This window comes from Acholeplasma laidlawii (assembly GCF_015709225.1).
GTDB classification, from domain to species: Bacteria; Bacillota_I; Bacilli_A; order Acholeplasmatales; family Acholeplasmataceae; genus Acholeplasma; species Acholeplasma laidlawii_A.
In genome coordinates, this window is record NZ_JADNRS010000053.1 from 42,055 (window position 1) to 54,154 (window position 12,100).

Annotated in this window: 16 protein-coding genes; all 16 read right to left on the bottom strand. The window is 32.0% G+C overall.

From position 1 onward, the window contains the following. Nucleotides 1-2 precede the first annotated feature (2 nt). Entirely contained in the window at nucleotides 3-308 is a 306-nt protein-coding gene (locus IY230_RS05895; protein ID WP_012242915.1) for a V-type ATP synthase subunit F, read from the bottom strand. Nucleotides 309-315: 7 nt separating this feature from the next. Beyond that, a complete protein-coding gene (locus tag IY230_RS05900; RefSeq protein ID WP_196370640.1) occupies nucleotides 316-1,239 on the bottom strand; it encodes a V-type ATPase subunit in 924 nt (307 codons plus the stop codon). A gap of 2 nt (nucleotides 1,240-1,241) precedes the next feature. Continuing rightward, complete coding sequence (locus IY230_RS05905; protein WP_196370642.1) at nucleotides 1,242-1,847, bottom strand: hypothetical protein; 606 nt, start codon at nucleotides 1,845-1,847, stop codon at nucleotides 1,242-1,244. 10 nt (nucleotides 1,848-1,857) lie between these two features. After that, nucleotides 1,858-2,349 (bottom strand): V-type ATP synthase subunit K, encoded by a 492-nt coding sequence (locus IY230_RS05910; protein ID WP_230852615.1) that lies wholly within the window; start codon nucleotides 2,347-2,349, stop codon nucleotides 1,858-1,860. Nucleotides 2,350-2,354: 5 nt separating this feature from the next. Next, nucleotides 2,355-4,262 (bottom strand): V-type ATP synthase subunit I, encoded by a 1,908-nt coding sequence (locus IY230_RS05915; protein ID WP_196370644.1) that lies wholly within the window; start codon nucleotides 4,260-4,262, stop codon nucleotides 2,355-2,357. After that, nucleotides 4,259-4,567 (bottom strand): hypothetical protein, encoded by a 309-nt coding sequence (locus IY230_RS05920; protein ID WP_196370646.1) that lies wholly within the window; start codon nucleotides 4,565-4,567, stop codon nucleotides 4,259-4,261. The genes IY230_RS05915 and IY230_RS05920 overlap by 4 nt, the downstream gene beginning before the upstream one ends. 604 nt (nucleotides 4,568-5,171) lie before the next feature. Next, on the bottom strand, nucleotides 5,172-5,561 hold the full coding sequence (locus IY230_RS05925) for a F0F1 ATP synthase subunit epsilon (protein WP_196370648.1): 390 nt from the start codon (nucleotides 5,559-5,561) through the stop codon (nucleotides 5,172-5,174). Continuing rightward, nucleotides 5,558-6,940, bottom strand: a complete 1,383-nt coding sequence (atpD, locus tag IY230_RS05930) for a F0F1 ATP synthase subunit beta (RefSeq protein WP_196370649.1) — start codon at nucleotides 6,938-6,940, stop codon at nucleotides 5,558-5,560. The genes IY230_RS05925 and atpD overlap by 4 nt, the downstream gene beginning before the upstream one ends. 10 nt (nucleotides 6,941-6,950) lie before the next feature. Then, the gene (gene atpG, locus IY230_RS05935; RefSeq protein ID WP_196370650.1) at nucleotides 6,951-7,799 is read right to left on the bottom strand and encodes an ATP synthase F1 subunit gamma; all 849 of its coding nucleotides are present in this window, start codon (nucleotides 7,797-7,799) and stop codon (nucleotides 6,951-6,953) included. Further along, nucleotides 7,799-9,304, bottom strand: a complete 1,506-nt coding sequence (gene atpA, locus IY230_RS05940) for a F0F1 ATP synthase subunit alpha (RefSeq protein WP_196370651.1) — start codon at nucleotides 9,302-9,304, stop codon at nucleotides 7,799-7,801. Before atpA ends, atpG begins: the two co-directional genes overlap by 1 nt. A 14-nt stretch (nucleotides 9,305-9,318) precedes the next feature. Further along, a complete protein-coding gene (gene atpH, locus IY230_RS05945; protein WP_196370652.1) occupies nucleotides 9,319-9,834 on the bottom strand; it encodes an ATP synthase F1 subunit delta in 516 nt (171 codons plus the stop codon). Continuing rightward, nucleotides 9,831-10,358: a F0F1 ATP synthase subunit B family protein gene (locus tag IY230_RS05950; protein ID WP_196370653.1), complete on the bottom strand. Its 528-nt coding sequence runs from the start codon at nucleotides 10,356-10,358 to the stop codon at nucleotides 9,831-9,833. Before IY230_RS05950 ends, atpH begins: the two co-directional genes overlap by 4 nt. Before the next feature lie 11 nt (nucleotides 10,359-10,369). Next, a complete protein-coding gene (atpE, locus tag IY230_RS05955; protein WP_196370654.1) occupies nucleotides 10,370-10,630 on the bottom strand; it encodes an ATP synthase F0 subunit C in 261 nt (86 codons plus the stop codon). A gap of 1 nt (nucleotide 10,631) precedes the next feature. Then, a complete protein-coding gene (locus IY230_RS05960) occupies nucleotides 10,632-11,327 on the bottom strand; it encodes a F0F1 ATP synthase subunit A (protein ID WP_196370655.1) in 696 nt (231 codons plus the stop codon). Then, a complete protein-coding gene (locus IY230_RS05965; RefSeq protein WP_196370657.1) occupies nucleotides 11,327-11,707 on the bottom strand; it encodes a hypothetical protein in 381 nt (126 codons plus the stop codon). The genes IY230_RS05960 and IY230_RS05965 overlap by 1 nt, the downstream gene beginning before the upstream one ends. After that, nucleotides 11,682-11,921 carry a hypothetical protein gene (locus tag IY230_RS05970; RefSeq protein ID WP_196370659.1) on the bottom strand — a complete coding sequence of 80 codons (240 nt, stop codon included), beginning with the start codon at nucleotides 11,919-11,921 and terminating at the stop codon, nucleotides 11,682-11,684. The genes IY230_RS05965 and IY230_RS05970 overlap by 26 nt, the downstream gene beginning before the upstream one ends. Nucleotides 11,922-12,100: the final 179 nt, after the last annotated feature.

The following is a 12,100-nucleotide window of genomic DNA, read 5'->3' on the forward strand; positions in this document are numbered from 1 at the left end:
CTTCATATAATTGAAATCCCAATTGATTTTTCAACGAGTAATTTCAATTCGGATAATGTATCTTCATGTTTTAAACCACTTGGTAGTTTTAAAAATATAGGATACATAGACTCTTCATATTTCTCTAATAAAGTTTGAACATAAGCTTCACTAACTGCATCATAGATAATAATTTTACTATCACTTGATGCATATTTGGCAATATGTTCTTCTACATTCTTCAAGTCATTATCAACATAGACGGTTACGCCCACACTACGTAGAATAATGAATGACTCATTCGTACTACATGCAACTATTTCCGGCATAATTCATCTACTCCTTAATTTGATAATACTTTTCTTTTAATACACGCATTTCATCTCTTTTTAAAATTGTAAAGTGAAGTACTGTTGCAAAACCTAAACTTTGGAAACTCAAATCTTCTAAAAGATTTTGTCTATATTCATTAAATGCATCATTTAATATATCTAAGAAGTTTGGCTTACCTACATATTTAAATGCATCAGTTAAAGTCACATCAAAGTGAAGACTTAAGTAATTTCCTATTTCAGTAAGTGATTTGTCAAACAATTCCATTAGAATATGTTTATCAATCATACCACCACTTAAGATATTCATTTCTAAATATTCTAGATTTTTATTGTATTTGATGCTTCTTATAAGTAACATTACATTTAAGATAGTCGTTTCTAGTTCAATATACTTTTTGATATAACTATCTGTTTTTTTGTTGAATGAAGATATGATTCTATCATGTAATATTTTAATCACTCTATCAGAAATACCTTGTGCATCTAATTGACTTGTTTCTAATTGTATGTGATCTAAAAAAGAAATGTCTTCTAAATCAAGTAGACCAGATACTCCATTTAAAATATAATCTTCATATCTTTCTTCATTGAAGTTGCTTAGACTGTTTGTAAACTTATTATAAGTTAATCCTAGGTGATAGGATTTCATGAGGTTAGATAAAAACAGGTGATCAAATGTTAAATATAACACCTTAAAGATGAGATGATTTTTATCGATTAAAGACTCTAAGAATTGACGATGTTTTAATTCTTCTTCTAACATGATGGTGTCAATATGAGATTCACTTGCACGACCATATTGGTGTGTTTTAAGCAAGCTTAAAAAATCTTTTCTAGATATGTTTTCAAAACTCTTTAAATGGCTTGGTGATAATAAGCGATCAATTGAACCACTCATAACACCACTAACAAATGAAATATCCATTATTAATTTAACGCCTCATATATAGTTTTTTCATACTTTTTAGTTAGACTCTCTAGTAGATTTTCTAGTGAAAAGTTTAAGTCATATAGTTTACCTACAAGCATAAATCCAGATTCGATTTGGGCTGGTTTATTACTTAATTTTAACTGATAGTCTTTACCTAATTTTTGATTTAAAAGATCTGCTTCGACTAAGTCACCCTTCTTAGTTGTTAGAATACTTTGATACATTGCATATTCTTTTTTACTTACTTGAATTTCTTCCGTTTTATCAATAGCTTGATTTTGGATAGAACGCACTACATAATTAAAGTAGTCTTCTTTGTTTAAGTGTTTTAATTCTGCTTTTAACTCTACAAAAATGGATTCAATTAGCTGTTGCTTAGATATTGCGACTTCATCTCTTAATGCACGCATACCTTCTTGTTTAGCTTGTTCAACTTGTGCCTTAGCTTTCTGTTGTGCTTTATGAAGTTGAACTTCTAAATCAGCTTTTGCTTCTTCAATTAATCTATTTTTAAGTGCTTCAGATTCTTCTTTAGCGCTTAGATTAATAGCATCAATAATTGACTGTCCTTTTTGTATAATTTTTTCTTCTAATTTTGACATAATAGCCTCTTTAAGCAGGTAATTGTGTCCACATTAAGATGGATACAAGTAATGCTAAAATCGCATAAGTTTCTACTAAGGCTGTCATTGTAATCCCACGTGTTGAGATCTCCGGTCTTTTACCTGTCATTAAAATAGATGAAGCTGCCATTTTACCTTGGTAAATTGCTGATACTAAACCAACAAGTGCAATTGGTAATGCTGCTGCAAAATACATTTGACCTTGCATTTCTGTTAATGCGATTGGTGATCCTGTTAACCAACCCATTCTAACTAATAATAATACAGCAACTAAGAATCCATAAATACCTTGTGTACCTGAAAGTGCTTGTAATACTAAGACTTTACCGAATAGATCTGGTTTTTCACTTAATACTCCTGTTGCTGCTCTACCAGCAATAGAAACCCCCATTGCTGATCCAATACCTGCTAAACCTGCTGCTAAGGCAACTCCCATAAGTGCCCAAGTTAAACCGTCAAATGACATAAAAATGAATGGCATAATTTTTAATTCTCCTTATTAATTTCTTTATTTTCTTTTAAATTGACTTGATAAACATATTTTAATTGTAGGCTAAATGGTTCAAATAAGTAACCGCCGCCTTCAAAGAATTTTCCATAAAATTCTAGGTATTGTAAACGCCCTGCATGTACGTATGCAGAAAGCATACCCATAATAAAGTTAAACACATGCCCAATTAAGTAAATTACAATACCAAGTAATATACCTAATACCGGTATAGAACCCCATACCATTTCTGCAAGTAAGTTCATTGTATAAGCAATAACTGCAGTAGATAAAGATAATGCTAAGATTCTAGAATAACTTAAGATATCAGATAAGTAACTAGTTGAGTTATAAAGACCTGTAAATGCTGAAACCATTTTTCCAGCAATAGATTTTTGCTCTCTACCATTTAATAAAATGATAATCAGTACACCTAATCCCATGAGTACATAAGATGTGTAAAGTAAAATATTTTGAATTAAGCTCTCTAGCGGGATAAACGTTGCTGTTATAAATAGACTTAATCCTACCAAGATGAATATCCACGAACCAGCATCATTGAGACCACCTAAAATATCCTTTTGTCTATAACTGTTAACAAGTTTTAATAATAAACCATGTACTATATGGACAACACCTAAAATAAGTGAAATGATGAGCATTGGTACCGGATCATTAATAGGATCTAGTAACGGAGTGAAGATGGTTGCTCCAAAGAAAGAACCAAATAATATACCTGCACCAATTGCAGTGACACCTGAATAACAAAATACTTTAACTAAATCTTTAGTTGCACCTCTCAATTTTCCAAACTTAAGTAGTAAACTAAATGCAACAATCATCACCAGTCCATAACCAATATCACCCATCATGATACCAAAGATTAACCAGTACCAGAAACTCATAGATGGGTTCGGGTCTACTTCTGAGGCAGACGGTGTAGAAAATTGATTTGTAATATATTCATAAGGTTTAACAAATCTATTATTCTTTAATGCTGTAGGCACTGATTCTTCTGGAAGAGCATCTCGAGCTTCCAATTCAAACACTAAATTTTTACGGTTGAGTATTTCGCTAATACCATCTACTTGATCACGTCGCACCCAACCTTCTACATAAACTGTAGTTTCTGTACTTAGTAGATCAATCTGTAATTTTGATTCTTTACTTAAAAGTTGATCATGTAAGAGTTTTAGTGCTCCTAAATCTTTACTAGAATCGATAAAGAATTGTTCGGTTTCTTTCATTTCTTTTTCAATCGATTCTAATTCGGAATTTAAGTCAGTTATCACTTCAATATTTGTCTTATCATAGTTTCTATTAGGCTCTATATTAAAATCCATAGATTCGAGTAAAGCTTCTAATTTGTCACTTTGGTCTTTATCGATTAGGATAGAAACATAATAATAATTATCATCATTACTCAAAACATCTAAAAATGCCCCTAAAGTATCCATATGACCTTTAAATGCATCATATTTTTCTTTTTGGATAAACCCTAACACTACTTGTGTAAATCTTAAGGTTTCTATTCTTGATTGACTCACACTTAAATTCTTATATGGTAAAAGTTCCTCATATTTTTCTTTTAAGGATTTTTGAGTTTCTTGTAATTTATAATATGTATTTTGCAAATCTAAAATATTTGCTGTAAGTTCTAGGCTATGTTGATCCAAGAGTTCAAATTCAGACTTAGTAACAATCGCGTTATTACCAGTAGATTTTTTTAGATATCTTTCGATAATTTCAATAGCTTTACCTACACGAATTAAATCTTCTGAAGGTGTAACTGATTTAAAATGCTTCTTATCAGGCATAAACAGGGCATGCATTTGAAGTTCATTCAAAATTTGCTCTTTATCACTTTCTAGAAAAATTAATTTTACTTTTTGCATTGAAACAATCATTTTGATATTACCTCTTTTTTAAGTAATTCCAAATATTTAGATGTTACATCTTTATAGTCGGTTTCAATTTTTTGACGTAGTTTCTCTTTAGCTACATCATTTTCTTTAGTAATTGCCTCCACTTCTAAATCAGCTTCTTTTTGTAAGTGATTTATCTTTTCAAGTTGTGCTTGTTTAAGTGTATCAATTACTTGTTTTACTTCTAATCTAGCTTTTTCTAGCATAGCTTCTTTTTCTTTTTTTGCATTTTCAATGTTTTGTTCCACTTGATTTTCTAATGCAATAATCGCTTCTAACTTGCTCAAATGCCGTCCTCCTTTATGTATGTTTCTCTTTTTAATTATTTTAAAATCACTTCAAATGTCTGCAATAAATCAAATATCAATTTTAATCCATTATTATTGCAGATATTTTGTTCTAATGTATATCCTTAAACCTGTTCTATGTATAATTTGATAAGTAAGTCTAATTAGATATTTTATTTAAGTCCATATAACATATATTTTAACTAAATATTTTTATCAAAATACACTTAATAAATAGCATATGATCAATCACTATTAACATATTAAAAAATTGCCTCATATGATTTATATTTATAGATGAAGTTTTTGGAATTGTTGATGCTTAGATTATTGTACCACTTGTTTAATAAAATGATCTTTATAATGCAATTACATAAATATCAAATATAATTTACACATATCCTTGTTCACCGTTAAAAAGTTAGTTATTTCCCTTTTATCTTGACTAGTTGATTGTGTGAATTGCATTCGTTATCTACAAGTGCATATATTTCATATCACCTATTTATACACTATAACTATTTTAACATATTTTTAGGTAATTAACGACAAAAAATACCCTTAAAACTGATGTTCTTATCAATATTTAATGGGTATTTTGTTATTATATATGACCAGCTTTTGCTTTAGTGATTTGCTCTCTTAATTCTTTTTCCAATTGTGAGTAATCTACATTTTGTTTTTTAGCTTTTTCACTTGCTTCTTTTTCAATACGTTCTACTAGTTTGATTGCATCTTCTTTAGATTTTGCAAGTTCTGCACTCATTGCAAACACCCTAAGTAATTTGTCTTTATAAACAACTGCACCACTTTGAATGTATAAGTAGAATTCAAGATCATTTTGGACGAGTTTGATGAATTCATTATGTAGTGTAGTCAGCGTTTGAATATGTTTATCTAAAATAGCAAACTCGCCTTCTTTTTTTAATATAACAGCATAATCAATGGTTTCTTGGTATTTAATACCTTGTTGTCCAATCACTTCTAATTTCATAGTTTTTTAGCCTTAGCGATCGCATCATCAATGGTACCAACAAGTAAGAATGCTTCTTCAGGTAAGTCATCATGTTTACCTTCTAAGATTTCTTTAAAACCACGTATGGTTTCTCTAATTGGAACAAAACTACCAGTTTGACCTGTAAATCTTTCAGCCACATGCATGTTTTGACTTAAGAAGTTTTGAATACGCCTTGCACGGTGTACAACTAACTTATCTTCATCACTTAATTCATCCATACCTAGGATTGCAATAATATCTAGTAGTTCATGATATCTTTGTAGCATACGTTGCACCTCACGTGCTATATCATAGTGCTCTTGACCAACCACTGATGGTGTTAGTGCTCTAGATGTGGATTGAAGTGGATCGATTGCTGGGTATATACCATCCTCAGTTAATTTTCTACTTAATGCTGTTGTTGCATCAAGGTGTGAGAATACTGTTGCTGGTGCAGGGTCTGTGTAGTCATCTGCGGGTACATAGACTGCTTGAATCGATGTAATTGAACCATAACGCGTTGATGTGATACGTTCTTGAAGTTTACCCATTTCAGTTGCTAGTGTTGGTTGATAACCAACTGCGGATGGCATTCTTCCAAGTAGCGCTGATATTTCAGAACCTGCTTGAATGTATCTATAAATATTATCAATAAATAGTAAAACATTTTGTTTCTCACCATCTCTAAAATACTCTGCAAGGGTGAGTCCCGTTAAAGCAACTCTTAATCGTGCACCAGGTGGTTCATTCATTTGACCAAAGACCAGTGCAGTTTTATCTAAAACACCTGAGTCTTTCATTTCATGATAGAGTTCATGACCTTCACGTACACGTTCACCAACCCCTGTAAATACAGAAATACCACCATGGTTTTTGGCAACGTTATGTATCATTTCTTGAATTAATACGGTTTTACCAACACCGGCACCACCAAATAGACCAATTTTACCACCTTTAATATATGGTGCAATTAAGTCAATAACTTTAATACCGGTTTCTAATATTTCAGTTTCTCCGCCTAAATCATGGAAATCAGGTGGTAACTTATGGATTGGCATATATCTTTTTGTATCTACTTCTTCTTTGCCATCCATTGGTTTACCTAATACGTTTAACATGCGGCCTAATACTTTTTTACCTACTGGTACTTTAATTGGAGATAGTGTGCCGATAACTTCCATACCACGCGCTAGCCCATCGGTTGCTTCAAGTGAAATTGTTCGAACCATGTGATTTCCCAAGTGGGAAGCCACTTCTAGTGTTCTAGTTTCAGTTTCACTTAATCTAACTTCAAGAGCATCGTTGATATTCGGAAGTTCATCCATAAAAGAAACATCCACAACAGGTCCTACGATCGCTACAATTTTTCCTTTCATGTTTACCTCCTTATAATTTTGAATTTGAAATATCTAAGAGTTCATTAGTAATCTTGTGTTGTCTTGCTTGATGATATTTCAAGTTTAATTTTTGTAATGCTTCAGAAGCATTATCTGTTGCATTTTTCATGGCCATAATTCTTGATGCATATTCACTTAATTTGGCATCGCAAATTAAACCATAAATCCTACTTTGTATGTAAATCATAATTAAATCATTAATTGTACTTACTTTAGATCCTTCATAAAAGTAAGGATCATGTGCTTTTTTCTTTTTAACAGTTTTAACTTTGATGGGTAGTAATATCTCATTTTCAGGTACTTGGGACATACTATTTATAAACTTATTTGAAAATACAGAAATCTCACCATAGTGATTTGATGTATAAAGTTGGACTAAATGATCCATATAGTCAACTAAAATAGATTCGTCAATGTCATCATGGTTCAAGATGACTTCTTCATTAATACGTTGAAGTCCTTGTTTACTAGCAAAAGCATGTGCACGTCTACCGATTGTGATGACATATACATTTGCTCTATCCATATCTTTAATATGTTCTAAAAATTGTTTGAAAAGTTGTTGGTGATAGCCCCCTACCAAACCACGATCTCCTGAAATTAAAATAAATAATTTCTTATCTGATCTTTTTTCGGTTTGTAGAAAATAAGTATTTTCTTCAACATTTAATACATCATTTAAAACCTCATCAAATGCATTTTTAAATTTATAGTATTGTTCATATAGATTTTGGGCTGACATTAATTTAGACGATGCAATTTGATACATTGCTTTTGTAATGGATGCTGTCTTTTCAATAGAGTCAATTCTAGATTTTAAGACTTGCAAGTTAGCCATTAGATAAATCTCCTTACGTGATCTATAAATGTTTCAATTAATGCCTTATCTTTAATTGCTTTATGTTCAATTAATTCTTTCTTGAGTTTTTTACCGGTTTCATTTAAAGATAAGCCTTGTTCAATTTCAGCCATTAAAGACCTGATTTGTTTTAGGTTTAAATCATCCATAAAGCCATTTTCAAGTGCATAGAATGTTACTATTTGACTTGGCATATCAATAAGTTCATGTACATCTTGCTTTAATATTTCAACCGTTTTACGTCCACGGTCTAAGCGACGTTTAGAACTTGGGTCTAAGTCTGAACCAAATTGTGCAAAACTTTCTAATTCTCTAAAGTTAGCAAGCGAAATACGCAAGGTTCCAGCTACTTGTTTCATTGCTTTCCACTGTGCACTCCCGCCCACACGAGAAACAGATAGTCCTGCATTAATTGCAGGTCTTACGCCTTGGTAGAAAAGTTTTTGTTCTAAGTATAACTGACCATCTGTAATACTAATAATATTGGTTGGAATGTAGGCACTAATATCTCCTGCTTGTGTTTCAACAATTGGTAGTGCAGTAATTGAACCACCACCATGTTCTTTATTTAATTTTCCTGCACGTTCTAGTAATCTAGAGTGTAGATAGAAAATATCGCCAGGATATGCCTCACGTCCACTTGGACGTTTCATTAATAATGATAATTCTCTATAGGCTACTGCATGTTTTGATAAATCATCATAAATGATTAATACATCTTTACCTTGTTCCATGAAGTATTCAGCAATTGATGAACCTGTATATGGCGCAATGTAGAGTAATGTTGCTTCTTTTGAAGCACCAGCATTTACAATCACTGTATAATCTAAAGCATCTTTAATTTGTAATAATTTGACTAGATTGGCAATCGTTGAGTCTTTTTGTCCAATAGCAACATACACACAAATCACGTCTTTACCACGTTGATTAATGATAGTGTCTACAGCAATCGTAGATTTCCCAGTTTGTCTATCCCCAATAATTAATTCTCTTTGTCCTTTTCCAATTGGAACAAGTGCATCGATTACTTTGATGCCTGTATGAAGTGGTTCATTAATAAATCCACGGTGCATTAAGTCTTTTGCAGGGCGTTCAATCGGATAGTATTTATCAGCATTAATAGTTCCTTTAAGGTCCAGTGGACTGCCTAGTGGATCTACAACTCTTCCAAGTAAATCGTCTCCTACTGGTACTTCAAATATCTTTTTAGTGGCACGAACATTATCTCCTTCTTTAATGAGATCAGTACGTCCAAATAAGATAATACCTACATGAAACTGTTCTAAGTTAAACACGAGTCCTTTTACATCATGAGGTAGTTCTACGAGTTCACCAAGTATGGCTTGGCTTAAACCATAAACTGTTGCAATACCATCTGCTACACTTAAAACTTTACCAATACTTTCTAGTCGGACGTCAGCTTTATAGTCTTCAATTTGTTTTTGTATGAGTGCACCAATTTGGTCAATATCAATTTTAGCCATGTGATCATCCTTTCCTAGATATTTGAGCGCATATCATCTAAAGCTTTCTTTAGTGAGCGCTCAATACTACGTCCTTGGTAAGTCATCTTTACACCTTCTATTAATGTTGAATCAATATGTTGGTTGAATTCGATTTCTAGACCAGGTAGGTAGTCTTGAATTTCTTCTTTTAATTGTTTTAATCTTTTTTTGCTAAGTGGCTTAGCTGAATATAATTGTACATAAGCAATTTTTTGGTTTAGTCTGGATTTAGCTATCCATTGTTCGTATATGTCTTCGTATAGTCGCACTTGATGATGACGAACAAGTAGCATTAAAAAATTCATGAATAAATCATCAAATATGCCAAGTTCCGTTAACATTTTATTTTTGACTCTATTTCTAATCATTGGAGAGTCTAATAAAACGATCCAGTCCGGGTAATCTCTTGCGACTGCAACAAATGTTTCAAACTGTTCAATAATAGATTCGATGGCATCTTCCTTAAGCGCAAGCTTAAAGAGTGCATCAGAATAAATAGTTGATGTCATAATTTCTCATCAAGCATTTCATCGATAACTTCATCGATGTTATCATCGGTAACTTGGTGGGATACAATCTTTTCTGCTACATCAAATGCAATATTTTTAATATTTTCACGTATTTTTTCACTCTGAAGGCGTAACTCTTGTTGAACATCTCTATCCACTTGTTGAATACGTCTTTTTGCTTCATTACGTGCTTCACTAATGATGCGCTCTTTTTCAAGTTGCGCCTCACTCATTAATGTATCTTTCATTTGACGAGCTTCTTTTCTCATATCTTCATATTCAGTTTGTAGTTCATATCTGATTTGTGCGACACGTTCACGTTCATGAGCTGCTTCATAAAGTTCTTTAGAAAGCGCTTCTTGACGTTGTTCTAAGTATCTTGTAATAGGTTTCCATAGAAAGATACGTACAACAATAATTAGAATAACAGTTGCAGCTATTTGCCATAAGACTAAATCCCATCGCTCGAAGATAGAATTTAAACCTTCTTGGATCGCATCAGATATTTCTTTGAAAATATCCATAATTTATCCTTTTACTTACTTGATAATATAAATGCAATAATTAATGCATAAATACCAGAAGTTTCTACCATCGCTTGACCTAAGATCATGGTCACTGTAATTTTACCACTTGCTTCTGGTTGGCGACCTACAGCCTCAACCGCACGTGCAGCAGCTAGCCCTTGTCCAATACCTGCTAAACCAGCAGCTAAAATGGAAATACCAGCACCTAAGTATGCTAAACCGTTAGCAAAGAATTCTGTTTGTGTCATTATTTGAAAAAATGTATTCATGTCATATGCCTCCTTTGATTTCTAAATCACTTTCTTCTATTTTATTTGATGAAAATACAGTTGTAAGTAATACAAATACGATGGTTTGAATGAGTCCAAATCCTATATCGAATATTGCGTGAGCAACTGGTCCTGCAATCACAGTTGCTGGTCCAGATACTGCATATATGAGCATAAGTACTGCTGCTCCGGATGCGATATTCCCAAATAGACGCATCGTCATGGAGATTAACGGGGTTAAGTCACTTAATATATTTAAAGGAATCATAACTGGTGAAAACCACCACATGGGTCCCATTAAAGTCTTAAAGTGTTTAATTCCTTTTGATCTTAATCCAACTGATTGAATTGTTATAACACTTACAATTGCAAATGCTAAGGTTACTGTTGCATATTTGGTTGGTGTATCAAGCAAGAATAATCCGGATATATTGGATAAAAAGATAAAGATAGCAAGACTTAGTATAATCGGTGCCAGCATCTTCCAGTGTTTACCAATGTTATTCTTAGCATAATTATTCATAAACTGAACAAATGTAATAATACCTGTCATAACTTTGCCCGGGTTATCACCAATCTTTAATTTATTGACTTTATGCCTGATAATTAGTGAACATATCATTACAACAAAGACAATAATAAAACTTGACCATATATAGTAGGGAATAGTTAATAAATATCTAATGACTTGTTCCATCACTTTTTCACCCCACTTTTACTTGTTAATGCATTAATGATTGTTGCAATCTGTATAATAGAAAATCCTGTAACTAAACTAATACCTATAAACTCTAGATTAGCACTATCTTTATTTAGCCAAATAACTAAAAATGCAACAATTACATAAATCATATATCTAAGAAATAAGGTACTAAATACAGTAATTTGATTAATCTCTTTATAACGCTCTATACGCTCTAATAAAAAGTAATTACCAATAGTAATCACACCCGCGATTAAGAAATAAAGGAGTAAATCTAAAAATAAGGTACTATAAATAATTGTACCTATAAGTAGTAACATGCCTGCGTAAACATACGTTTTTTTTAAATTAATCGCTTTGTCCGTTTTCTTCATTATCTACCTTGGTTAACCTTTCATTCCTAAAAAATTGATACAACAATAACATGCTAACAAATAAGCCTAGAATTAAGCCGATACCTGAATATAATGCTTCACTAGTACCTTCTGGATCTTGATATTTACCAAGCATGGCACCTAATATGCCCCCCAGTATCATGTTGAATATAAACTGGGTTATTAACACATAAACTTTGGTTGCTCTTCTCATGTTATCACCACTTGTTTAAGTCTTATTTATAAAAAATAGTTATTTCTTATTTAAATTATAACATAAAACAGCCCTAATCTAAAATAATTTGTCTAATATGTTATTAATCTTTAAATTGATACTAAATGCGTTATAGTAAGCCATTAAACATAACAAAAAATACACAGATATACCCTTAT

Bases quoted from the DNA above. Each gene is read 5' to 3' on its own strand.
- IY230_RS05895 (WP_012242915.1), bottom strand. From the start codon at position 308: ATGCCGGAAATAGTTGCATGTAGTACGAATGAGTCATTCATTATTCTA.
- IY230_RS05900 (WP_196370640.1), bottom strand. From the start codon at position 1,239: ATGGATATTTCATTTGTTAGTGGTGTTATGAGTGGTTCAATTGATCGC.
- IY230_RS05905 (WP_196370642.1), bottom strand. From the start codon at position 1,847: ATGTCAAAATTAGAAGAAAAAATTATACAAAAAGGACAGTCAATTATT.
- IY230_RS05910 (WP_230852615.1), bottom strand. From the start codon at position 2,349: ATGCCATTCATTTTTATGTCATTTGACGGTTTAACTTGGGCACTTATG.
- IY230_RS05915 (WP_196370644.1), bottom strand. From the start codon at position 4,262: ATGATTGTTTCAATGCAAAAAGTAAAATTAATTTTTCTAGAAAGTGAT.
- IY230_RS05925 (WP_196370648.1), bottom strand. From the start codon at position 5,561: ATGAAATTAGAAGTGATTGGACAACAAGGTATTAAATACCAAGAAACC.
- atpD (WP_196370649.1), bottom strand. From the start codon at position 6,940: ATGAAAGGAAAAATTGTAGCGATCGTAGGACCTGTTGTGGATGTTTCT.
- atpG (WP_196370650.1), bottom strand. From the start codon at position 7,799: ATGGCTAACTTGCAAGTCTTAAAATCTAGAATTGACTCTATTGAAAAG.
- atpA (WP_196370651.1), bottom strand. From the start codon at position 9,304: ATGGCTAAAATTGATATTGACCAAATTGGTGCACTCATACAAAAACAA.
- atpH (WP_196370652.1), bottom strand. From the start codon at position 9,834: ATGACATCAACTATTTATTCTGATGCACTCTTTAAGCTTGCGCTTAAG.
- IY230_RS05950 (WP_196370653.1), bottom strand. From the start codon at position 10,358: ATGGATATTTTCAAAGAAATATCTGATGCGATCCAAGAAGGTTTAAAT.
- atpE (WP_196370654.1), bottom strand. From the start codon at position 10,630: ATGAATACATTTTTTCAAATAATGACACAAACAGAATTCTTTGCTAAC.
- IY230_RS05960 (WP_196370655.1), bottom strand. From the start codon at position 11,327: ATGGAACAAGTCATTAGATATTTATTAACTATTCCCTACTATATATGG.
- IY230_RS05965 (WP_196370657.1), bottom strand. From the start codon at position 11,707: ATGAAGAAAACGGACAAAGCGATTAATTTAAAAAAAACGTATGTTTAC.
- IY230_RS05970 (WP_196370659.1), bottom strand. From the start codon at position 11,921: ATGAGAAGAGCAACCAAAGTTTATGTGTTAATAACCCAGTTTATATTC.